Raw genomic sequence first — 21,584 nt, 5'->3', positions numbered from 1 at the left:
TCCTCGTCCACCGACTCAGGCCCGGGCTTCGCCCCACCAGCCCCGATCGCATCCAGACATTCCAACCCGCACCCCGCGAGACGCTGGCCACAGTCGCCGAGCAGATCGCCTTCGAAGAGCAGTGGAGCCAGTACCTGTGACCACCCCGTTCCGCCCTGCGCCCGCCGTTCCCCCTGTCACCGAGGCTTTGCGCGCCCAGGCCGCACAACAGCGCGACGGCTACGTGTACGCGATCGACCCGTACTTCGACCCCAACGGCGCCGTCCCCCCGTACGGCATCGTCGGCGGCTGGTCCGTCGACAGCTCCGGCCAACTCGTTTCCTTCACGCACAACCCGAACTACCGCCCGTCGCCGATGGCGTTGGAGTTCCCGCCCCCTGTCACCGCCCTGGACGGCGCCCTGCAGCGCGCCGTCACCGGTTATGGCAGCGAGCAGGAACTCCTCGCGGCCTTCCGCGACGCCACGCTCATCCTGTTCGGCCAGGAGGGGCAGACCGGCCTCTACACCCTCGCCGAGGACGACGGCAGCCGCTACATCCCGGCCTTCACCCACCCCACCCACCTCCCCGACACCTGGCACCAGTGGCAACAGACCACCGGCCATCACCTCGCCGCCACCGGCCTCCCGGTCCGCCTCAACCCCGGCCACCGCATCAGCCTGACCATCCCGGGCAAGGCCGGAATCAAGCCGTAGCGAAAACGCCGGCCCCAACTCGTCGTCTTCCACCTCGCCCTACGGCCTCCCCGAGGCCGTCGTGAATGCCCCGCTGCTCGCCGCCGGCCTGCTCGCGGCACGCGGCCGCCGACGCCGCACGGCCCCGTGACAGTCCGCCATGGGCGCCAAGGGTCCCCGCACCCCGGAGCGCGGTGCCGGGGCCCTCACCGAGGTCTTCTCGGCAACGTGACAGCTGCGGACCGTGACGATCGGCCCGGCAGGAGTGCGCTACGCACTCACCCCGAGTGGACTCATCAAGATCACGATGGACCGGTACGGCCACCCCACCCCCGACGGCAGCGGGCGCTGCCGTCAGTCACCAAGGCCACCTTCGGGATGCACATGCTCAGCGGATTCCCAGCTCCGCCAGCACCCGGCGCTGCGTCGGTGACGGCTTGGCCGGGAAGTACAGATAGCAGACGCCGCCGCTGCCGCCGACGACCTTGCCCTCGGCGTTCTTGCGCTTCGTCCGCAGCCAGATGTTCTCGAACTGGCGGCGCTTGTAGACGCGTCGGACTGCCGCATTGTCGTGTGAGGCCGGGTCGTTGGCGATGACGTCGCCGTCCTCGGTGAAGCCTACGACGGTCATCAGATGGCCGGCGGTGCCGTAGCCCGCGCCGTCGAGTTCGGTCTTCAGGAAGGACTGGGAGGTGATGACCGGGAGGCCGGCGTGGATGAGGTGTTCGACGTCCGTGAGGGAGGAGAGGCGGGTGACGACGCCCTGCAGATCGCGGTAGGTGGCGGCATAGGCTGCGTTGAAGGGCCAGTTGCCGCAGCCCTCGTACTGGTAGTCGAAGGTGTGGCGGGCGGCGTGGCAGACCTGGGGGTCGGCGTAGTCGGGGTTGACCCAGGCCAGCTGCTCGCGGGTGGGCTTGCGGCCCCAGGACTCGATGATCATCTGGGAGGAGGTGGGGCTGCACCAGGCCTCGCCCCCGTTGTCGTACTCGGGGTACTGCCCCTTGTGGATCTCCTGCGAGTAGCGCGGGACGACCAGTTCGCGGCCGACCCGGCCGGGGCTGGACGCCGGCACCTCGAAGCGGTCGGGGAGGTCCGAGCCCATGGCGCCCAGTCGCCAGACGGTGGGGGTGAGGGCGGTGCCGGGCCTGCGGTGGAGGGTGACGCGCAGTTCGTACGCGGTGAGGCGGAGGCCGCTCGCGGGCTCATCGATGGCGAAGGTGTCGGTGGAGATGCTGCTCCGGCCGTCCTTCTGGCCGTCGACGGAGGTGCGCCGGATGTCGGTGTCGCCGTCGCCGGCGGTCCAGCGGCCCATCACGTACCAGGGGGTGCGGCCGCCGTCGGAGTAGGTGCCGCGCAGTTCGACGCCGATCCACGTACCGGGCGGGGTGTGGGCGTTCCAGGACGCGACGGCCTCGGTGGCCGGGACCTTGAGGGCGTGCGCCGGGGACGTCCAGACGGCGTACTCCCAGGCGGTGGTCCGGCCGGTGTGCGGGTCCTTGTAGTCGACGGTGCCGGCCGGGCGGACGAGGCGGATGCCGGGCCGGGCGCCGTGCGCGATGCCGGTGCCGCGGGCGCGGCCCTCGTTCCAGTCGGCGGTGGTGGTCCAGGCGTGATAGTCCACGAGGCTCTTCGGTCGGCGCGCGGCGGCTTCCGGGATGGCGGCGGCCTCGGGCGCGGGGTGCGTACGGGAGGTGTCGGCGGCCTGCGCCGAGGGGGTGGCGGCGCCCGCCGCGGCGGCGAGCGCGGCTGCCAGGACGGTGCGCCGGGGTGCGGAGCTGGTCATGGTGTGGTCCCCCAGTGGGATGCAGAGGAGCGGGTGCGAGCGGTCGGGCCGGGCTGCGGGCGGCTGAGCAGTGGCTCAACTATTGCCGTTCCGGGCCTGCTGCGGAAGGCGGTGCGGGGCGCGTCGCGGCAGCAATATTGGTGTGGACCAGTGGCGCCGGAGCGGCCGGAACCGGGGGCGTACGCTGGCGCAATGGACCGTGATCTCGCCCCGCTGGCCGCTCGGCTGCGCACCGCGCCGCCCTCCTGCGGTCCGGTGCGGCTGGTCGCGGTGGACGGGCACGCGGGGTCGGGCAAGAGCACCTTCGCCGGGCGGCTGGCCGCCGCGCTGGACGGGGTGCCGGTGGTGCACACCGACGACCTCGCCACCCACGAGGAGCTCTTCGCCTGGAGCGAGCGGTTCGGCACCCAGATCCTCGGGCCGCTGTCCCGGGGCGAGACGGCGCACTACGGCGTCTACGACTGGGTGCGCGGCGCCTTCACCGAGGAGCGTGCGCTGGCACCCGCGCCACTGGTCCTGGTCGAAGGGGTGGGCGCGGGGCGGCGGGCGCTGCGGCCGTTTCTGACGTGCCTGCTGTGGATGGAAGTGACGCATGAGGACTCCTGGGAAAGGGGTCAACTCCGGGACGGGCCAAGCCTCTCCGCGTTCTGGAGTGGCTGGATTCCGGCGGAGCGCGCGCACTTCGCGGTGGACCCTTCGCGCCCGTACGCCGATTTCCTGGTCCACCAGGGGCAGATGGGGTACGAGGTGGTCGTGGGACCTTCCACAACACCCTGAGCGGCCCCGCATTTCACGCTCCGTCACGTACCGCGGCCGACGCGCCCGGGGACGCCAACAGGGTCGCGCCGAGTACCTCAACTCGGCTTGACCTGGGGGGCGTACAGGACTTACGTTCTCAATGTGCGGTTCAACGGACCGCCCGCAGATGCGAAGCCCCCGGTTGTTCCCCCGTGATCGGGGGCTTCGTTCTGCCCAGATCGCGCTCGCGCCGCCGCTGAGCGCCCCTTCTCCCTCACCCTGGGTCACCGCATTCTTCGCGCCGTCGCGCCGCTTCCGGTCACCCGTTCTTGCCCGTACCGCCCTCTTCGGCGTGCGCCGATCGCGCAGGTACCATGCGAGTCCGTGCCACCGCAGGCCAGGGACCGAGGTGTGCGCGGAGACGGTCAACTCCCGTTCGCCGTATGCCGGTTAGGGAGCCGCGGCCGGGCACTCGCCCGCCGCCGCACGGGGGACGCTTTGTGGGGGGACGGGATGGATTTCGGCACTCAGGGTTCGCCCGCCCCGGCCGAGCTCGCCTGGCTGCGCGCCGTCGACGCCTATACGATCGGCGCCTATCCACAGGCGGAAGAGGAGTTCCGGGCCGCGGTACGGCTCGATCCGACGATGGCCGACGCCTGGCTCGGGCTGCACGCCCTGCGCGCCGACACCTCCCTCGCGCTGCTGCGGATGCACCGGCACCGCGACCGTTTCGGGGAGATGCGCGGCCGCCACCGACGCACCCTCAACTCCTGGTACTGGCTGGGCTGGTGGGTCCAGCCGGTGCTGGAGACCGGCCGTGATCTGCTGCTCGCGCACGCCTCGCACTGGCTCGACGGCCGCCATGTCGCCGAACTGGACCAGGCGCTGGCCGGCTGCCCGCCCGTCGACACCGATCCGCAGGTGCGCTTTCTGCACGCCTGCCGCGCCTATCTCGTCAAGGACTGGGACCAGCTCGTACGGCACACCGAGCCGCTGCTGGCCGATCCGGTGCTGGGCATCGAGGCGGGGCTGTTCGGCGGGATGGCGCGGGTGCGGCTGGAGACGTACGGGCAGGCCGAACCGCTGCTGGCCGCCGCGCTGATGCGCTGCCGCAGTGAGCAGCCGCAGCGCAAGGAGCTGCGCTACTGGCTCGCCCGCGCCCACGAGGGCACCGGCCGCAGCGCCGCCGCGCTCCCCCTCTACCGCGCCGTGCACCGCGTCGACCCGGCGTTCATGGACACCGCGGCGCGGCTCGCCGCCATCGCGGAGGGGGACGGCCTGGACGAGGGCGCCGACCTCGCGACGGTGTCCGCGGCGGGCCTGGGGCAGGGGGCGGGCGGCGATCCGGATCCGCTGGCCCCGCTCGACCCGGTCGACGGCCGTGAGCTGCTGGTGCCCGGCGCGGCGGACGGGCCGGACGGCGCGGCGGGCGGTGAGCCGGGCGGCGTGCCCACCGGGGGCGACACGGCGGCCCGGGTCAAGGCGGGGGCGCCGGTGCCGCGCGGCGCGGAGCGGCTGCCCGCCGGACCTGCCGATCCGGTGCTGCTGGAGAAGGCGCTGGCGGAGCTGGAGCGGATGGTCGGCATGGAGCCGGTCAAACGGCAGGTGCGGGCGCTGTCGGCACAGCTGCGGATGGCGCGGCTGCGAGCGGGCCAGGGCCTGCCGGTGCAGCCGCCCAAGCGGCACTTCGTCTTCTCCGGGCCGTCCGGCACCGGCAAGACCACCGTGGCCCGGATATTGGGGCGGGTCTTCTACGCGCTGGGGCTCCTCGGCGGCGACCATCTCGTGGAGGCCCAACGGTCCGATCTGGTCGGCGAGTTCCTCGGCCAGACCGCCGTGAAGGCCAATGAGCTGATCGACTCGGCGCTGGGCGGGGTGCTGTTCGTCGACGAGGCCTACAGCCTGTCCAACTCCGGTTACAGCAAGGGCGACGCGTACGGCGACGAGGCGCTGCAGGTGCTGCTCAAGCGCGCCGAGGACAACCGCGACCGGCTCGTGGTCATCCTGGCCGGCTATCCGGAGGGCATGGACCGGCTGCTGGCCGCCAACCCGGGGCTGTCGTCCCGCTTCACCAGCCGCGTCGACTTCCCCAGCTACCGGCCGCTGGAACTCACCGCCATCGGTGAGGTGCTGGCCGAGGAGAACGGCGACCGCTGGGACGAGGAGGCCCGCGACGAGCTGTGCAGCATCAGCGGACATGTCGTGGAGCAGGGCTGGATCGACGAGCTGGGCAACGGCCGCTTTCTGCGCACCCTGTACGAGAAGAGCTGCGCCTACCGCGATCTGCGGCTCTCCACCTGGCGCGGTGCGCCCACCCGCGACGACCTCGCCACCCTCCGGCTGCCCGATCTGATGCAGGCCTACGGCGAGGTCCTCTCCGGCCGCGGGCCGGACACGCCGGGGCGGCCGGAGTTCTGAGCGCCCCGGGCCGGGCACCGGAGCGGGCCGCCCCGGCCTGCGCCCACTACGCGGGCCCGGCCCGCGGCTTCGCGCCGCCGCGGGCCGGGCCCGGTCCCGGCCGTCGGCCGGCTCAGCCCGCCAGCGCCCGGTTCTCCGCCGGCAGCGAGGCCTCCTCGCGGGGCTCGCTGACCCGCTCCCCCGCCGGTCCGCGACCGCGGGCCGCCGGTGCCCGCCGGTGCGCCGGGTCGCGGACCTCACCGACCAGCATCTCCAGCACGTCCTCCAGCGCGACCAGCCCCAGCACCCGGCCGGTCGCATCGGCGACCGCCGCCAGGTGGGAGGCGGCCCGGCGCATCGCCGTCAGGGCGTCGTCCAGCGGCAGCTCGGCGCGCAGCGTCGTCATCGGGTGCCAGATGCGCTGCGGCACCGCGCGGTCCCGTTCCTCCAGGTCCAGGACGTCCTTGACGTGCAGATAGCCCATGTACGCACCGCCGGGGGCGCACACCGGGAAGCGGGAGTAGCCGGTCCGTACGGTCAGCTCCTCCACCTGACGGGGCGTCACGGTCGGTTCGACGGTGACCAGCGCCGCCCGGTCGAGGAGGACGTCCGTGACGGGGCGGCTGCCCAGTTCCAGGACGTCCGAGAGCTGCTCCTGCTCGGCCGGCTCCAGCAGGCCGGCCTGCCCCGCGTCCTCCACGAGGTGGGTCAGCTGCTCGCTGGTGAAGACCGCCTCGACCTCGTCCTTCGGCTCGACCCGGAAGATCCGCAGCACCCCGCGGGCGCACGCCCCGAGCAGCGCGGTGACCGGACGGCACAGCCGAGCGAAGGCGACCAGACCGGGGCTGAACCACAGGGCGGTCTTCTCCGGCGCCGCCATCGCCAGGTTCTTGGGGACCATCTCGCCGATGACGAGGTGGAGGAAGACCACCAGCGCCAGGGCGATGACATAGCCGAGCGGGTGGACCAGGGCGGCGGGGAGGTGCACCGCCTCGAAGAGCGGTTCCAGGAGATGGGCGACGGTCGGCTCGGCGACCGCACCGAGCGTCAGCGAGCAGACGGTGATGCCGAACTGCGCGGCGGCCATCATCTGCGGCAGGTTCTCCAGGCCGTGCAGCACCTGCCGGGCCCGGCCGGAGCCCCCGGTCGCCAGCGGCTCGATCTGGCTGCGGCGTACGGAGACCAGGGCGAACTCGGCGCCGACGAAGAAGCCGTTGGCGAGCACCAGCAGCACCGCGAAGAGGAGCTGGGCCAGGGTCACCGGGCCACCTCCGCACCGAGCACGAGGGGTTCACGGGGCGCGCCGGGGGCGGCGGGCGCCGTGACGGTCGCGGTCCGGACGATCCTTATCCGCTCGGCGCGGTGGTGCGACACCAGCCGCACCCGCAGCCGCCAGCCGTCGAGTTCCGCGATGTCGCCGGGGGCCGGGATCCGGCCGAGTATGTGTGCCACCAGTCCTGCCACCGTCTCGTACGGTCCTTCGGGGGCGTCCAGGCCGATCCGCCGGAGGGTGTCGACCCGGCAGCCGCCGTCGGCGTCCCAGGCGGGGCGGCCCTCCTCGGGCGGGGCCTGGCCCAGCTCGGGCAGGTCCACCCCGTCGTGCTCGTCGCGGACCTCGCCGACCAGCTCCTCGATGATGTCCTCCAGGGTGACCACACCGGCGGTGCCGCCGTACTCGTCGACGACCACCGCGATCGGCTGCTCGCTGCGCAGCCGCTCCAGCAGCGGCTGCACGGGCAGCGTCTCGGGCACCAGCAGCGGCGGGACGGCGATCCGGGCCGCCGGGATGCGCAGCCGCTCGTGCGCCGGGACGGCCAGCGCGTCCTTGAGGTGCACCATGCCGACGATCTCGTCGAGGCGGGTGCGGTAGACGGGGAAGCGGGAGAGGCCGGTGGCGCGGGTGAGGTTGACCACGTCCTCGGCGGTCGCGGAGGCCTGCAGCGCGCTCACCCGGACCCGCGGCGTCATGACGTTCTCCGCGGTCAGATCGCCCAGCGACAGGGTGCGGACGAAGAGATCCGCGGTGTCCTGCTCGATGGCGCCCGCGCGGGCGGAGTGCCGGGCGAGCGAGACCAGTTCACCCGGGGTCCGGGCGGAGGCCAGCTCGTCGGTCGGCTCCACGCCCAGGGCGCGCACCAGGCGGTTGGCGACGGTGTTCAGCAGGGTGATCACCGGGCGGAAGAAGCGGGAGAAGGCCCGCTGCGGACCGGCCACGACACGGGCGACGGGCAGCGGCTTGGAGACCGCCCAGTTCTTGGGGACCAGCTCGCCGACGACCATCTGGACGCCGGACGCCAGCAGCATGCCGGTCACCACGGCCGTGCCGGGGACCGCGCCGCGGGGAAGGCCGGTGGCCAGCAGCGGGCCGGCCAGCAGCTCGGCCAGGGCGGGCTCGGCGAGCATGCCGACCACCAAGGAGGTGATCGTGATGCCGAGTTGGGTGCCGGACAGCTGGAAGGAGAGTTCCCGGAGGGCGGAGACGACGGTGTGGGCGCGGCGGTCGCCGTCGGCCGCGGCACGTTCGGCGTCCGCCTTCTCGACGGTGACGAGCCCGAACTCGGCGGCGACGAAGAAGCCGTTGGCCAGGATCAGCACAAGAGCCGCCGCGAGCAGCAGCAGGGGGCCGGTCATGCCGCCGCCTCCGTGGTGTGCGGGGGTTGGGGAGGGGCGGCGCAGGTACTACAGGACGATCCGTCCATTGCCGGAGGGAGTCACTCCTCGGGTCGCAGTGGTCCCCTTGAGGGGCGGGGCGCAGGGCGCACCCCGGAGAACAGAGTAAACAGCGGGGCCCCGATTAGGGCAGGCTCATCCGGCCGTGTGGTCGACAGCACCATGCTTCTCGGTGAGGTCGCGCAGCGCGCGGGCGTCCCGGAGGGCCTGCTCCCGGGCGATGCCGGGCTGGATACCCATGGCGGGCAGGCTGGTGCCGTCGGCGAGGTCGAGATGGACCCAGGGGTCGCCGACCCGGAGGTTGACCCGGACGACCTGCGCCCAGGCCAGTTCGCGCCTGGTGGTGAGGTTGACCACCGTGACGCCCTCCTGCCGGGCGACCACTTTCGGGCGGCCGAGCAGCAGGAGGACGGCCAGCACCAGCAGTCCGGTGACGACGAAACTCAGCCGCTCGCCGCCGCTCAGCTTCGGCAGCGCCAGCGCGATCGCGGTGAGGGCGGCGAGCTGGGCGAGGCCGACGGAGTACAGGACGACCCGGGTGCGGGTCGGCCGGAAGGTCACCGGCAGGCTGGGCAGGGGCGCGGACACGTTGTCGGTCTTCCGTCGTGGCTGAGGCGGTGCGTGAGGGGGACGGCCGGGGATCAGAGCCGGCAGGCGTGGATGCCGGTGGTCAGGATCGCGCGGGCGCCGAGGTCGTAGAGCTCGTCCATGATGCGCTGGGCGTCCTTGGACGGGACCATCGAGCGGACCGCGACCCAGCCCTCGTGGTGCAGCGGGGAGACCGTGGGCGACTCCAGCCCGGGGGTGAGGCCGACGGCCTTCTCGACGTGCTCGACCCGGATGTCGTAGTCCATCATCACGTAGCGGCGGGCCACCAGGACACCCTGCATGCGGCGCAGGAACTGGCGCACCTTCGGGTCGTCGTCCGGTGCGCCGGTGCCCCGGATGACGACGGCCTCGGACTTCAGGATCGGCTCGCCGATGATCTCCAGGCCGGCGTTGCGCAGGGTGGTGCCGGTCTCCACGACATCCGCGATGATCTCGGCGACGCCGAGCTGGATGGCGGTCTCCACGGCGCCGTCGAGGTGGACGACGGAGGCGTCCACACCGTTGTCGGCGAGGTGCTGCCGGACCAGGCCGCTGAACGAGGTGGCGATCGTCATGCCGCCGAACTCGCTGACCTCCTTGGCCGTGCCCGGACGGGTCGCGTAGCGGAAGGTCGAGCCGGCGAAGCCGAGCTGGAGGATCTCCTCGGCCGGCGAGCCGGAGTCCAGCAGCAGGTCACGGCCGGTGATGCCGATGTCGAGCTTGCCGGAGCCGACGTAGACCGCGATGTCGCGCGGGCGCAGGAAGAAGAACTCGACCTCGTTCTCGGCGTCGACCAGGACCAGCTCCCTGCGGTCCTTGCGCTGGCGGTAGCCGGCCTCATGGAGCATCGCCGACGCAGGCTCGGACAGTGAACCCTTGTTGGGGACAGCGATGCGCAGCATGAGAGCGAGTTCCTTTGCAGCTAAGGGTGTTGGGAGAAGCCGGGAGCTGGATCAGAGGTGGGCGTAGACGTCGTCCAGGGAGATGCCCTTGGCGACCATCATGACCTGGAGGTGGTAGAGGAGCTGGGAGATCTCCTCGGCGGCGGCCTCGTCGGATTCGTACTCGGCGGCCATCCAGACCTCCGCGGCCTCCTCGACGACCTTCTTGCCGATCGTATGGACACCTGCCTGCACCAGCTCGGCGGTACGGGAGGTGGCGGGGTCGCCGGTGGCGGCCTTCTGCTGGAGCTCGGAGAACAGCTCCTCGAACGTCTTCTTGGACATGATGGGGACCACCCTACGCGGTGAGGTCACTGCGGCGCGCAGCGCCTCGGCTGAAGGTGGCGGGCCCTAGGGGGTGTCTCCCCTAGCGCCAGGGCTCGGACACCGTCCGCAGCGTCGCGGCGGTGGCGACCGCGGCGGTGACCGCCTCGTGGCCCTTGTCCTCGACGGACCCCTCCAGGCCCGCGCGGTCCAGGGCCTGCTGCTCGGTGTCGCAGGTCAGCACGCCGAATCCGACCGGTACACCGGTGTCCACCGCGACCTGGGTCAGGCCGTGGGTGACGCCCTGGCAGACGTAGTCGAAGTGCGGGGTGCCGCCCCTGATGACCACGCCGAGGGCGACCACCGCGTCATAGCCGCGGCCCGCCAGGACCTTGGCGACGACCGGCAGCTCGAAGGTGCCGGGCACCCGCAGCAGCGTCGGCTCGTCGATACCGAGCTCGGTGAGGGCGCGCAGCGCGCCGTCCACGAGTCCGTCCATCACTTGCTGGTGCCACTGCGCCGCGATGACGGCCACCCGCAGGTCGCCACAGTTCTTCACGGTCAGTTCGGGTGCGCCCTTGCCGCTCACGGTTCTCCTCGTTCGGGTGATGGTGCTGGTTGGTGGTGACGTGCTGCCGGGTGTCGTGCCGGGTGGCTACTGGTTGTCGCAGGTGGTGGCATCAGGGGGTGCGGCGCCTGCCGCTCCGGTGGAGCCGGTGCTTGCACCGGGCAGCCAGGGCAGGTCGTGCCCCATCCGGTCCCGCTTGGTGCGCAGATACCGCAGATTGTGTTCCCCGGCCTGGACGGGCATCGGCTCGCGGCCGGAGACGCTCAGGCCGTACCGCAGCAGGGCGGCGGTCTTCTCGGGGTTGTTGGTCATCAGGCGCAGCGAGCGCACGCCGAGGTCCTGGAGCATCTGCGCGCCGGCCGCGTAGTCGCGGGAGTCGGCGGGCAGGCCCAGTTCGAGGTTGGCGTCGAGGGTGTCGCGGCCGCGCTCCTGGAGTTCGTAGGCCCGCAGCTTGGACAGCAGGCCGATGCCGCGTCCCTCATGGCCGCGGAGGTAGATCACCACGCCGCGGCCGTGGTCGGCGATCCGCTGGAGCGACGCCTCCAGCTGGGGGCCGCAGTCGCAGCGCAGGGAGTGGAAGATGTCGCCGGTCAGGCACTCGGAGTGCACCCTGACCAGCACGTCTTCGCCGTCACCGAGGTCCCCGGCGACCAGTGCGATGTGTTCGACGCCGTCGACGGTGGAGCGGTAGCCGTAGGCGGTGAACTCGCCGTGTGCGGTGGGCAGCCGGGTCTCGGCCTCGCGGCGGACGGTGGGCTCGGACGACTGCCGGTAGGCGATCAGGTCCTCGATGGAGATGATCGACAGACCGTGCTTACGGGCGAACGGCACCAGCTCCGGCAGCCGCAGCATCGTGCCGTCCTCGCCGGCGATCTCCACGATGGCGGCGGCCGGGCGCAGTCCGGCCAGCCGGGCGAGGTCGACACCGGCTTCGGTGTGGCCGTTGCGGACCAGCACGCCGCCGGGGCGGGCGCGCAGCGGGAAGATGTGGCCGGGCCGCACGAAGTCACCGGCGGCCGATTCACCGGAGGCGAGCAGCCGCAGGGTGGTGGCGCGGTCGGCGGCGGAGATGCCGGTGGTGACGCCGTGCGCGGCGGTGGCGTCGACGGAGACCGTGAAGGCGGTCCCCATCGACTCGGTGTTGTGCTCGACCATCTGCGGGAGTTCCAGCCGGTCCAGCTCCGGGCCCTCCATCGGGGCGCAGATCAGACCGCGGCACTCGCTCATCATGAACGCGACGATCTCGGGGGTGGCCTTCTCCGCGGCGACGACGAGGTCGCCCTCGTTCTCGCGGTTCTCGTCATCGACGACGACCACCGGGCGGCCCGCGGCGATATCGGCGATGGCCTGCTCGACGGGGTCGAGCACCAGGGCCGCGGCGTCCTCGTCGTACCAGCTCTGCAGTGCGGTCATGCCGCTGCTCCTTCCAGGACGGTGCGATCGGCGACGCGGGTACGCAGCCACCAGTCGCGCATGCCCCACACGACGAGGGCGAGATAGACGACGTAGACGAGGCCGGAGAAGGCGAGCCCGCTGCTGAAGGCGAGCGGGACGCCGACGACGTCGACCAGCAGCCAGGCGAACCAGAACTCGACCAGTCCGCGGGCCTGGGCGACCATCGCGGCGAGCGTGCCGACGAAGATGTAGGCGTCCGGCCAGGGATTCCAGGACAGCTGCGGGAGCAGGGTGAAGAGCGTGCCGACGGCCGCGGTGCCCACGGCCGTGCCGCCCAGCAGCACGGCCCGCTCCCGCCACCCGGCGAAGCGTACGGCGATGGAGCCGTCCTGGGCCCGCTGCCGGCCGCGCTGCCACTGCCGCCAGCCCCACAACGCCACGCCGATGACGAGGAGTTGCTTGCCGACGCCGCCGCTGAGGTGGGCGGAGGCGTAGGCGGCGACGAGGATGACACCGGAGAGGAACTGGGCGGGCCAGGTCCAGATGGAGCGCCGCCAGCCGAGTGCCAGCGCGGCCAGACCGATGGTGTTGCCGATCATGTCCGACCAGATGACGTGCTGCCCGAGGGCCGTGAAGGCCTCGCCGTTCAGCGTGTCGAGGAGGCTCACCGGTCCATCTCCTTGATCTCGTCGAGGTCCCGCAGGTCGTCGGAGCCGCGGCCGAGCAGCCGCTCGACGTACTTGGCAAGGACGTCGACCTCGAGGTTGACGGGGTCGCCGACCTGCTTGATACCCAGGGTGGTCAGCGCGAGGGTGGTGGGGATGAGGCTGATGGTGAAGTAGTCGTCCGCGGCTTCGACGACGGTGAGGCTGACGCCGTCGACGGTGATGGAGCCCTTCTCCACGACGTAGCGGGACAGCGCGGCCGGCAGGGCGACCTTGACGATCTCCCAGTGTTCGCCGGGGGTGCGTTCGAGGATCGTGCCGGTGCCGTCGACATGGCCCTGGACGAGGTGTCCGCCGAGCCGCCCGCCGAGCGCCATCGGGCGCTCCAGGTTGACCCGCGAACCGGCGGCCAGCGCGCCGAGGCTGGAGCGGTTGAGGGTCTCGGCCATCACATCGGCGGTGAATTCACCGTCGGCGGTGTCCACGACGGTCAGACAGACACCGTTGACGGCGATCGAGTCGCCGTGCTTGGCGCCCTCGGTGACGACGGGGCCGCGGAGCCGGAACCGAGCGGAGCGAGTGGGGGAACCCCCAGCGGTGGCTGGGGGAGAGTCACCGAGGTTCTCCACGGCGACGACCGCACCCAGTTCTTCGACGATTCCGGTGAACACTTCAGTTCTCCTCATGGCGGGCGGAGCGGATGGGGGTGGCGGTGATACGCAGGTCGGGCCCGAGCCGTGCGGTGTCGGTCACGTCGAGCCGCAACGCCTGGGCGAGGGTGGTGATTCCGGCGTCGCCGACGGCGGCCGGTCCGGCGCCGAGCAGCACCGGCGCGAGATAGCCGACGACCTTGTCGACGGCCCCTGCGGCGAGGAAGGCCCCGGCGAGCGTGGGCCCCCCTTCGAGCAGTACGGAGCGGACATCGCGCTCGTACAGCGCCTGGAGCAGTGCGGGGAGGGACAGCCCGCGCCCGTCGGCGGCACGCGGCAGCCGGACGATCGGGGCGAGGCCTTCGAGGTGGCCGGCGTCGGCGTCCTCGGCGACCGCGATCAGGGTCGGCGCGGTGCCGTCCAGGACGCGGGCGCCGGCCTTGACGGCGGTGGCACCGGAGTCGACGACGACCCGCAGCGGCCGGCTGATCTCGTCGTCGGACAGTGCGGCGATCCGGACGCCGAGCTGCGGGTCGTCGGCGCGGGCGGTGCCGGAGCCGACGATCACGGCGTCCGCGGCGGCCCGCAGCCGGTGCACATCGGCGCGTGACTCGGACGAGGAGATCCAGCGGCTGGTCCCGTCGGCGGCGGCGATCCGGCCGTCGAGGGTCGCCGCGTACTTCCACAGCACGAAGGGGCGGCGGCGCAGCACCGAGGTCAGCCAGGCCTCGTTGCCGGCCGCGGCCTCATCGGCGAGCAGTCCGCCCTCGACGTCCATTCCGGCCTCGGCGAGGGTGACGGCGCCGCCGGTGGCGGCCGGGTTGGGGTCGGAGACGGCGTAGACGACGCGGGCGACCCCGGCGTCGATCAGCGCCTGGGCGCAGGGGCCGGTGCGGCCGGTGTGGTTGCAGGGTTCGAGGGTGACCAGTGCGGTGCCGCCCCGGGCCCTTTCGCCCGCGGCACGCAGGGCGTGGATCTCGGCGTGCGGCCCGCCGGCCCGCTGGTGCCAGCCCTCGCCCGCCGTACGGCCCGCGGAGTCCAGGACGACACAGCCGACCACGGGATTGGGGCTGGTGTGCCCGAGCCCGCGCGCGGCGAGCGCAATGGCTCGGCGCATCGCCGCGATCTCGACGGGGGCTGCGGTGGCCACCGGGTCCTCCTGCCTCTCAGGGCACGGACTCCGGGGCTGTCTGTGACGACAGAAGCGGAAACGACGCCACGGGAACACCGCGGCCGGAAATGCGCGGACCGTCCGGAAAACGACCGGAGGCGCCGCCGACGGCGGTGTACCGAAGCTCGCCCGCCGCGCACTGCCTCCCATCCGGACTTTCACCGTCGGTGCAGGAATTTCACCTGCTCAACCGGCCGCTGGCTGCGGACGGGTCGCGGACTGTTACCGCCGGTTCGGAATTACACCGACCCCGGAGTGCGCTGCTGCTTTATGTCAGTACGGCTTCAGTCTGCCACGCCGCGTCGTCGCCCATGCGAGCGAAGCCCTGTGGGCTGCCTCACAGCCCCCGGCGCGCCGTCCGTGTCACAGACCGCGCCCGTGAGGCGTCATAGCGGAGACGTACCCGCCCTTCTCCCCCAAGGAATGATCCTCGATGGCGACAATTCTGGTGACCGGCGGCACCGGCACACTCGGGCGCCCCCTGGTGCACCGGCTGCTCGACGACGGCCATGACGTCCGGTCACTGAGCCGGCGGCCGCACACCGGCACGGAACGGCCCCGCCCCCGGTCCTACGCCGTCGATCTTCGCGACGGCACGGGGCTGCACGAGGCGGTGGCGGGCGTGGACACGATCGTGCACTGCGCCACGTCACCGGCCGGCGGCGACATGGAGGCGGCCGGACGGCTCGTCCAGGCGGCGAAAGCGGCGGGCGTCGGGCACCTGGTGTACATCTCGATCGTCGGGGTGGACCGGGTGCCGCTCGGCTACTACCGCACCAAGCTCGCGGTGGAGCGGCTGATCGAGGACTCCGGCATCGGCTGGACGGTGCTGCGCACGACGCAGTTCCACCACTTGGTGCTCCAGCTGATCAAGTCAGGCGCCCGTTCCCCGGTGGTACCCGTGCCGACCGGGGTACGGGTGCAGCCGATCGACGTACGCGAAGTGGCCGCCCGCCTCGCCGAGTTGGCGACCGCCCCGCCCGCCGGCCGGGTCCCCGACATGGGCGGCCCCGAGGTACTGACCGCCCACGACCTCGTACGCACCACCCTGGAAGCAGGCGGTCGACACCGCCTCCTGCTCCCCCTCCCCCTCCCGGGCGCAACCGCCGCCGCCCTGCGCCGCGGCGGCAACCTGACCCCGGAACATGCGGTGGGGCTGTGGACTTATGGGGAGTTTTTGGGGGAGCGGATGGGTGGGTGAGGGGTGGTGCCCGGGTGAGGGGGCGAAGGTTTCGGTCTCCCGGAATACCTTGCGCCGTACGCGCGTTGTGGCCCGCAAGGGGTGCCCGCAACCCCTACGGGATCCGTTCGCGCCCCCCTGAAGGGACAGCTCAGGGTCGCGGAGACGCCCCCGGACCCGCCGCACCCGCCGCACCCGCCGCCCCGAAGAGCTCGTTCTGTGCGGCGTCCCGTGCGGCGAGCACCGCGCCGAGCAGCACCGCGCGACCGCCGACCCTTCCCGCGCGTACATCGGTGCCGAGCGGGGAGAGCCGGGCCAGATGACCGGCGACCCGGTCGGCGAGTTCGGCGCCACCGGCGCGGCCGATCTCACCGCCGAGGACGACACACCCGGGGTCCAGTACGGCGCACACGGCCGCCACGCCGAGGGCGATCCGCGCGGCCAGCGCGTCGAGGAAGCCGGCACCGGCGTCTCCGGCGGCCACGGCGGCCCTGACCAGGGGCTCGGCGGGCGGGACAGCCCTGAGGGGTACGGCGGATGCCGCAACAGCAGACGTTCCGGCGTCGCCCCTGGTTTCGTCCTTGGCTTCGCCCTCGTCGGCGCCCTCCGTTTCCCCCTCGTTGACGCCCTCGGTCTCGCCCTCGGTGCCGGGCGGGGGCTCGTTCGCCCAGTTCGGGCCGGCGGCCTCGTTCCCCCCGTCCGTCAGGCCGTGTTCGGCCGCGAGTGCGCAGACGGCGGCCGACCCGGCGAGTGAGTGGAAGCCACCGTCGCAGCCGGCCGCGGAGGGCAGGGCGCCGGTGCCGGGGACCGGGAGGAAGCCGATCTCGCCGGTGCCGCCCGAGGCGCCGCGCCGGAGCCTGCCGTCCAGGACCACGGCGGCGCCGGTGCCATGGCCGAGCCAGAGCAGCACGAAGGTGTCGCGGTCGCGGGCCGCGCCCTCGCGCTGCTCCGCGATGGCGGCGAGGTTGACCTCGTTCTCCAGCAGCACCGGTACGCCCGGCCGGGTGCGCAGCGCGCCGACCAGTCCGTCGTGCCAGGACGTGATCCAGTCGGCGGCGCCGAGCCGCCCCGTGGCGGGGTCCACCAGGCCGGGTGCGCCGACGGCGATGGTGTGCGGTGCGTGCGCGCCCGCCGCGGCGAGTGCCTTGTCCACGGCGGCGAGCGCGGTGGCGACGGCCTTATCGGGGGCGACGTCCGGGCCGATGGGGACGGTGTGTTCGGCGCGCGACCGGCCGAGGAGGTCGGCGACCGCGACGGTGATGCTGTGCGTGCGCAGATCGAGGCCGATGAGATGGGCCCGGTCGGCGACGATTCCGTAGAGCCGGGCATTGGGCCCGCGCCGCTGGGCACCGCTCTCGCCGACCACGGCGATCAGCCCGGCCTCCTGGAGGCGTTCGACGAGGTCCGCCACGGTCGGCCGGGACAGCCCGGTCAGCGACTTGAGCTGACCTGCCGTCAACGGTCCCTCGGACTGCAGGAGTTGGAGCGCCAGGCGATCGTTGATCAGCCGTGCGGTGGCCGGGGAGGCGGTGCGGCCGGCCGCAGTCGCGCGCGGTGCATGCATGGCGGGATTCTTTCATCCGGTCGAACCAACACCCTTATTATCAGGCAGGGTTCCTGATAATTTACCGCCCATGGCTGGCAACGACGTCCCCGACCGCGCCACTCCGCTCCCCCACACCGAACTGCGTCGCGCGCGCCGGTCCATCGCCGTGGTGTTCCTCATCCACGGCTCGGTCACCGGCAACTTCGCGACCCGCATCCCCTGGATCCAGGACCACACCGCCCTCTCACCGGGCCAACTCGGCCTGGCCCTCGCCTTCCCCGCGATCGGCGCGTCCCTGGCGATGCCGCTCGCCGGCCGGATCAGCCACCGCTTCGGCGCCCGCACCGCGCTGCGCGGTCTGCTCGCCCTGTGGACCCTCTCGCTGGTCCTGCCCGCCCTCTCCCCCGGTCTGTACGCGCTGGGTCCGGCGCTGCTGGTGTACGGCGCGGCCTCCGGGATGTCGGACGTCGCGATGAATGCGCTGGGCGTGGAGACCGAGGACCGGCTCGGCAAACCGGTCATGTCGGGGCTGCACGGTATGTGGAGTGCGGGCGCCCTGATCGGCTCGGCGGCCGGCACCGTCGCCGCGCACGCCGGGTGGGACGCCCGGCTCCATCTGACCGGCGCCGCAGTCGTCCTGACCCTGCTCGGCGCGCTCGCCTGCCGGGGCGTACTGGACCTGCGCAGCGCCCCCGAGGAGCATCCGCCGCCGCGCTTCGCGCTGCCGCCGAGGTCGGCTCTGGCCATCGGGGCCATCGGGTTCTGCGCGGTGTTCGCGGAGGGTGCCGGTCTGGACTGGTCGGCGGTCTATCTCCGCGACGAGCTGGGCACCGACGCGGGTCTGGCGGCCGCCTCGACCACCGCCTTCGCCTGCACGATGACGGTCGCACGGCTCGCCGGGGACAAGGTCGTGGCCCGTTTCGGCGCAGTGCGCACGGTGCGGGCCGGCGGGGTGCTGGCGACGGCCGGCGGACTGCTGATCGTCGCGGCGTGGCATCCGGCCCTGGCAATGGGCGGTTTCGGCCTGATGGGCCTCGGGATCGCGGTGGTGGTTCCGCTGGCCTTCGCGGCCGCGGGGCGCAGCGGCCCCGCCCCCAGCCAGGCGATCGCGGGCGTCGCCACGATCACCTACACCTCCGGCCTGATCGCGCCCTCCGCGATCGGCGGCGTCGCCCAGGCGACCTCACTGCCGGTGTCGTTCATGCTGGTGACGACGTTGGCGTGCGGGCTGGTGGCGGGGGGGCGGGTGCTGCGGGTGCCGAGTCGTACGACATCCGGCAGCGCTCCCGCGGTGACGGGAGATCTGGAGCGGTCCTGAGCGGTGGTGGGGGAGGAAGCGGCGGCAGGGGCGCCGCCGCTTCCGGCCTGGCTCCGCACTGACCGGAGGGCTCCCCCGGAGCAACGCCCGCAGGAAGTCCCGTCCGCCGCCCCCGTGACACCCTCAGGCCGCATCCGCCTCCACATCCACACCGGCACCCGCACCCGCACCCTCCGGCCGAAGCAGCCGCCCCGCGATGGCGCGGGCCCGGTCGGACCATGGAGTGGGGCGCAGCGTCTGCGCATCGATACGGACGAGCACCCGGTGCCCCTGGGCGTAGGTCTCGGTGCCGTCGGCCGAGCAGAGCCGGAAGCCGTAGGTGAGTCCGGTGCGGCCGAGGCGTTCGACCCAGAGGTGCGCCCCGTAGTGGCCGGGGCGGGTGACCGGGCGTTCGTAGGAGACCCGCATCTCCTTGATGACGTTGCACATGTCGCCCGCGGCGGCCCAGTCGCCGTCGAAACCGAAACCCTGGCCGTGCCAGTACTCCGCCCAGGCGCGCTCGGCGAGCAGCGGGTAGCGGGAGTTGTGGAGCATGCCGAGCGCGTCGAGGTCGTCGAAGTGGACGGTGACGGGGACCAGTTCGCCGTACGGGACGGGGGCGGTCTGGAGGGGTTCGACGCTCACGGGTGGTGCTCCTGGTTCCTCGCGCCGGCCGGCGCTGTCGGTTACGGATGACGCTGTTGCGATGGGTGAGGCTCGTGCGGGGAGCCCGGGCCATGGTAAGCGGCCGCTTAGAGGCCGTGGCCGCCGGGTTCGAGTTCCGTACGGCGGAGACCTCTCCGGCGAGTACTTGCCGGGGTGAACGCGCAGGGAAGCCCCCCACCTCGCACGGTGGGGGGCCTCTGCGGGGTGGGTCGCCGGGACTCCGTCAGACGGTGATGACGGCGCCGTGGGCGCGGTGTCGAGGCCGGCCGGCGTCGCGGTCAGAATCCCCGGGGGGGCAGCTCCGGTGGTGAATCTCCTTGACGACTGCCAGTATTTTTCGGCTAGTTGCCCAGCGAAGAACGGACGGAAAACATGCCGAACAGCGCTCTCCTCGTGATGGACGTCCAACAGGACATCGTGGATATCGTGGGCGCCGCCGACGACGGCTCCGGGTATCTGGCGCGTCTGCGTGGCGCGATCGAAGGGGCCCGGGCGGCGGGTATCCCGGTGATCTACGTGGTCATCGGGTTACGGTCGGGCCGGCCGGAGGTCAGCCCCCGCAACAGGGTGCTCACCGCCGCCGTAGCGGCCGGGCTCTTCGACGAGGGCGCGCCCGGCACCGCCATCCACCAGGACGTCGCACCTGAGCCGAGCGACGTTGTGGTCACCAAGAGGCGGGCGAGTGCGTTCTCGGGCAGCGATCTCGATCTGGTGCTCCGGGCCCGCGGCATCGACAGCCTGGTGCTGACCGGCATCGCGACCAGCGGGGTGGTGCTGCACACCCTGTGCCAGGCCAACGACCAGGACTTCGGCCTCACGGTGTTGGCGGATGCCTGCCTCGACACCGACCCCGAGGTCCACCGGTTCCTCACGGAGAAGCTGTTCCCGCAGTGGGCGGATGTCGTCACGGCCGAGGAGTGGCGCACCGAACTCGTCGGCCCCGCCACGAAATTGCGTCGAACGCGGCGTTGATCCCTGAGAAGGTCATGGGCGTCCCGGATCACCGCGAAAGGAACGCCCGTGCCCCGCGCCGTCACACTGATCCGCTCCGCCTCCCTGTCCGATGTCGCCGAGTACGCCTACGCGGCCACGGCCCCGGCCGAGTCGCGGCTGATCTTCCTCGCCGGTTCCTGTCCGCTGAATGAGGACGGCTCCACCGCGGCGATCGGGGACGTCGCGGGGCAGGCCGCCAAGGCCGTGGAGAACATGCGGACCGCGCTGGCGGACGCCGGTGCGTCACTGCACGACGTCATCAGCACCCGCGTCCTCGTCGCCTCCAGCCGGCAGGAGGACCTGGTGACGGCGTGGGAGGTGGTCCGGGACGCGTTCGGTGACCACGATGTGCCCAGCACGCTGATGGGGGTCACCGTGCTCGGCTACAACGACCAGCTCGTGGAGATCGAAGCCGTCGCCGCGGTGCTGGATGCCGCTGAGTGAGCCGCTGTTGTCGCCTCCACCGCCCTCGTGCCAGCAGATGCGTCCGTCTCGGGGTGATGGGACGGTAGTGGTACAGCTCGTGCCGCGGCCCGGAACAGCGTGGAGGTGCTGCCGCCGTGACCGAAAAGCAACGGGAAACCACTCTCACCGTGCCGCCCGTGGCGCTCTGCGGCGATCCCAGGGACAGCGACGAATTCCTCTGGAACATGGCCCGCGACTGCCGGGAGCGGCAGATCAATGGCTTTTGGCTGGTGTCCAGAGGAGTGAAGGGATATCTGCTGGTCGCCACCGACCGCATCAAGGGCATCGAATGCCCGGACCTCGTTTCCGGTGCGTATGCCGGCAACAATTACTGGCAGGTGGCCGAGGAGCGGGCCGCCTACTGGTTCGGCCAGCAGAAGTGGGGCGTGGTGGGACTGGGGATCAATGCGGCTCATCACCGCTCGCACGAGCAGTTGCACATCCACATCTCCGCGGTCCGCCAGGGCGTGAAAGCCGTGCTCGACATGGCCTACCAGTCCGGCAGGGTCGCGAAGGACTGGAAGAGCTGGCCCACGATGCTGAACACGGTCACCGGCGAGGACCAGAGCGGAAATCCGCAGGCCCGTACCTATCGCGTGGTCCACACCGACAGCTTCAAGACCCTCAATCTCTTCAAGTCCCTTTACGAGAATGTGGTTGTCGCGCGCAATGAGTCGATGGGCGACCAGACAATGATCGTCATCGAGGCCGGAAACGGCCCGGCTGACGGGTATTACGTCCTCAACAGCTGGGACGGGCTGCCCCATCCCGCCACCGCTCCCCAGGGCACCGGGGTCTGCGACAGCCTCCTCCTCTGCAAGTGAGCGGTGCGGCCGGCGAAACGCGGTCGCCGGCCGCAAGTCACCGGCCGCAGGTCACCGGCCGCAGGTCACCGGCCGCCGGACCCGCCCCAACGGGCGGTGCCGGCGCCGCC

Annotated in this window: 21 protein-coding genes and 1 riboswitch; of the genes, 8 read left to right on the top strand and 13 right to left on the bottom strand. The window is 72.2% G+C overall.

Annotated elements, in window-relative coordinates:
* Window positions 1-136 precede the first annotated feature (136 nt).
* Window positions 137-694: a type VII secretion system-associated protein gene (locus ACFW5B_RS05665; protein ID WP_386433720.1), complete on the top strand. Its 558-nt coding sequence runs from the start codon at window positions 137-139 to the stop codon at window positions 692-694.
* 367 nt (window positions 695-1,061) lie between these two features.
* On the opposite strand, the gene ACFW5B_RS05660 is transcribed toward ACFW5B_RS05665, so the two are convergent.
* Window positions 1,062-2,456 carry a peptidase C39 family protein gene (locus ACFW5B_RS05660; RefSeq protein ID WP_386433717.1) on the bottom strand — a complete coding sequence of 465 codons (1,395 nt, stop codon included), beginning with the start codon at window positions 2,454-2,456 and terminating at the stop codon, window positions 1,062-1,064.
* 192 nt (window positions 2,457-2,648) lie between these two features.
* Here ACFW5B_RS05660 and ACFW5B_RS05655 point away from each other — a divergent pair, with 192 nt between their 5' ends.
* Window positions 2,649-3,233, top strand: a complete 585-nt coding sequence (locus tag ACFW5B_RS05655) for a uridine kinase (protein ID WP_386433714.1) — start codon at window positions 2,649-2,651, stop codon at window positions 3,231-3,233.
* Between the two features lie 474 nt (window positions 3,234-3,707).
* On the top strand, window positions 3,708-5,612 hold the full coding sequence (locus ACFW5B_RS05650) for an AAA family ATPase (RefSeq protein WP_386433711.1): 1,905 nt from the start codon (window positions 3,708-3,710) through the stop codon (window positions 5,610-5,612).
* 112 nt (window positions 5,613-5,724) lie between these two features.
* Here the strand turns inward: ACFW5B_RS05650 and ACFW5B_RS05645 are convergent, their stop codons facing one another.
* From ACFW5B_RS05645 to ribD, 10 genes are all read right to left on the bottom strand, one after another.
* A complete protein-coding gene (locus ACFW5B_RS05645) occupies window positions 5,725-6,852 on the bottom strand; it encodes a hemolysin family protein (RefSeq protein WP_386433708.1) in 1,128 nt (375 codons plus the stop codon).
* Window positions 6,849-8,222, bottom strand: a complete 1,374-nt coding sequence (locus ACFW5B_RS05640) for a hemolysin family protein (RefSeq protein WP_386433705.1) — start codon at window positions 8,220-8,222, stop codon at window positions 6,849-6,851. The genes ACFW5B_RS05645 and ACFW5B_RS05640 overlap by 4 nt, the downstream gene beginning before the upstream one ends.
* 174 nt (window positions 8,223-8,396) lie before the next feature.
* On the bottom strand, window positions 8,397-8,849 hold the full coding sequence (locus ACFW5B_RS05635; RefSeq protein ID WP_386433703.1) for a PH domain-containing protein: 453 nt from the start codon (window positions 8,847-8,849) through the stop codon (window positions 8,397-8,399).
* 53 nt (window positions 8,850-8,902) lie between these two features.
* On the bottom strand, window positions 8,903-9,751 hold the full coding sequence (hisG, locus tag ACFW5B_RS05630; protein ID WP_386433700.1) for an ATP phosphoribosyltransferase: 849 nt from the start codon (window positions 9,749-9,751) through the stop codon (window positions 8,903-8,905).
* 51 nt (window positions 9,752-9,802) lie between these two features.
* Entirely contained in the window at window positions 9,803-10,075 is a 273-nt protein-coding gene (locus ACFW5B_RS05625) for a phosphoribosyl-ATP diphosphatase (protein WP_086720687.1), read from the bottom strand.
* A gap of 82 nt (window positions 10,076-10,157) precedes the next feature.
* Entirely contained in the window at window positions 10,158-10,643 is a 486-nt protein-coding gene (gene ribH, locus ACFW5B_RS05620; protein WP_386433696.1) for a 6,7-dimethyl-8-ribityllumazine synthase, read from the bottom strand.
* Window positions 10,644-10,709: 66 nt separating this feature from the next.
* The gene (locus tag ACFW5B_RS05615; RefSeq protein WP_386433693.1) at window positions 10,710-12,035 is read right to left on the bottom strand and encodes a bifunctional 3,4-dihydroxy-2-butanone-4-phosphate synthase/GTP cyclohydrolase II; all 1,326 of its coding nucleotides are present in this window, start codon (window positions 12,033-12,035) and stop codon (window positions 10,710-10,712) included.
* The gene (locus ACFW5B_RS05610; RefSeq protein WP_386433690.1) at window positions 12,032-12,685 is read right to left on the bottom strand and encodes a nicotinamide riboside transporter PnuC; all 654 of its coding nucleotides are present in this window, start codon (window positions 12,683-12,685) and stop codon (window positions 12,032-12,034) included. Before ACFW5B_RS05610 ends, ACFW5B_RS05615 begins: the two co-directional genes overlap by 4 nt.
* Entirely contained in the window at window positions 12,682-13,353 is a 672-nt protein-coding gene (locus ACFW5B_RS05605) for a riboflavin synthase (protein WP_386433687.1), read from the bottom strand. The genes ACFW5B_RS05610 and ACFW5B_RS05605 overlap by 4 nt, the downstream gene beginning before the upstream one ends.
* A gap of 1 nt (window position 13,354) precedes the next feature.
* A complete protein-coding gene (gene ribD, locus ACFW5B_RS05600; protein WP_386433685.1) occupies window positions 13,355-14,482 on the bottom strand; it encodes a bifunctional diaminohydroxyphosphoribosylaminopyrimidine deaminase/5-amino-6-(5-phosphoribosylamino)uracil reductase RibD in 1,128 nt (375 codons plus the stop codon).
* Between the two features lie 153 nt (window positions 14,483-14,635).
* A riboswitch (FMN riboswitch) is annotated at window positions 14,636-14,766 on the bottom strand.
* A 170-nt stretch (window positions 14,767-14,936) separates the two neighbouring features.
* On the opposite strand from ribD, the gene ACFW5B_RS05595 reads away from it, so the two are divergent.
* Window positions 14,937-15,704, top strand: coding sequence for an SDR family oxidoreductase (locus ACFW5B_RS05595; protein ID WP_386433682.1), 768 nt, complete (start codon window positions 14,937-14,939; stop codon window positions 15,702-15,704).
* Between the two features lie 130 nt (window positions 15,705-15,834).
* Here the strand turns inward: ACFW5B_RS05595 and ACFW5B_RS05590 are convergent, their stop codons facing one another.
* On the bottom strand, window positions 15,835-17,247 hold the full coding sequence (locus ACFW5B_RS05590; RefSeq protein ID WP_386433679.1) for an ROK family transcriptional regulator: 1,413 nt from the start codon (window positions 17,245-17,247) through the stop codon (window positions 15,835-15,837).
* 70 nt (window positions 17,248-17,317) lie between these two features.
* Here ACFW5B_RS05590 and ACFW5B_RS05585 point away from each other — a divergent pair, with 70 nt between their 5' ends.
* Window positions 17,318-18,547: an MFS transporter gene (locus ACFW5B_RS05585; protein ID WP_386433676.1), complete on the top strand. Its 1,230-nt coding sequence runs from the start codon at window positions 17,318-17,320 to the stop codon at window positions 18,545-18,547.
* A gap of 123 nt (window positions 18,548-18,670) precedes the next feature.
* Here the strand turns inward: ACFW5B_RS05585 and ACFW5B_RS05580 are convergent, their stop codons facing one another.
* A complete protein-coding gene (locus tag ACFW5B_RS05580) occupies window positions 18,671-19,171 on the bottom strand; it encodes an acyl-CoA thioesterase (RefSeq protein ID WP_386433673.1) in 501 nt (166 codons plus the stop codon).
* A gap of 393 nt (window positions 19,172-19,564) precedes the next feature.
* Here ACFW5B_RS05580 and ACFW5B_RS05575 point away from each other — a divergent pair, with 393 nt between their 5' ends.
* The 3 genes from ACFW5B_RS05575 (at window position 19,565) to ACFW5B_RS05565 (ending at window position 21,474) form a co-directional block, all read left to right on the top strand.
* A complete protein-coding gene (locus ACFW5B_RS05575) occupies window positions 19,565-20,164 on the top strand; it encodes a cysteine hydrolase family protein (RefSeq protein WP_386433670.1) in 600 nt (199 codons plus the stop codon).
* A 48-nt stretch (window positions 20,165-20,212) separates the two neighbouring features.
* The gene (locus ACFW5B_RS05570; RefSeq protein ID WP_386433667.1) at window positions 20,213-20,629 is read left to right on the top strand and encodes a RidA family protein; all 417 of its coding nucleotides are present in this window, start codon (window positions 20,213-20,215) and stop codon (window positions 20,627-20,629) included.
* A 116-nt stretch (window positions 20,630-20,745) separates the two neighbouring features.
* Window positions 20,746-21,474, top strand: a complete 729-nt coding sequence (locus tag ACFW5B_RS05565; protein ID WP_386433664.1) for a CDP-diacylglycerol diphosphatase — start codon at window positions 20,746-20,748, stop codon at window positions 21,472-21,474.
* Window positions 21,475-21,584 lie beyond the last annotated feature (110 nt).

It is taken from the genome of Streptomyces sp. NPDC058773, assembly GCF_042746015.1.
In the GTDB taxonomy this organism is placed as follows: domain Bacteria; phylum Actinomycetota; class Actinomycetes; order Streptomycetales; family Streptomycetaceae; genus Streptomyces.
This window is presented reverse-complemented; position numbering and strand designations above follow the sequence as displayed.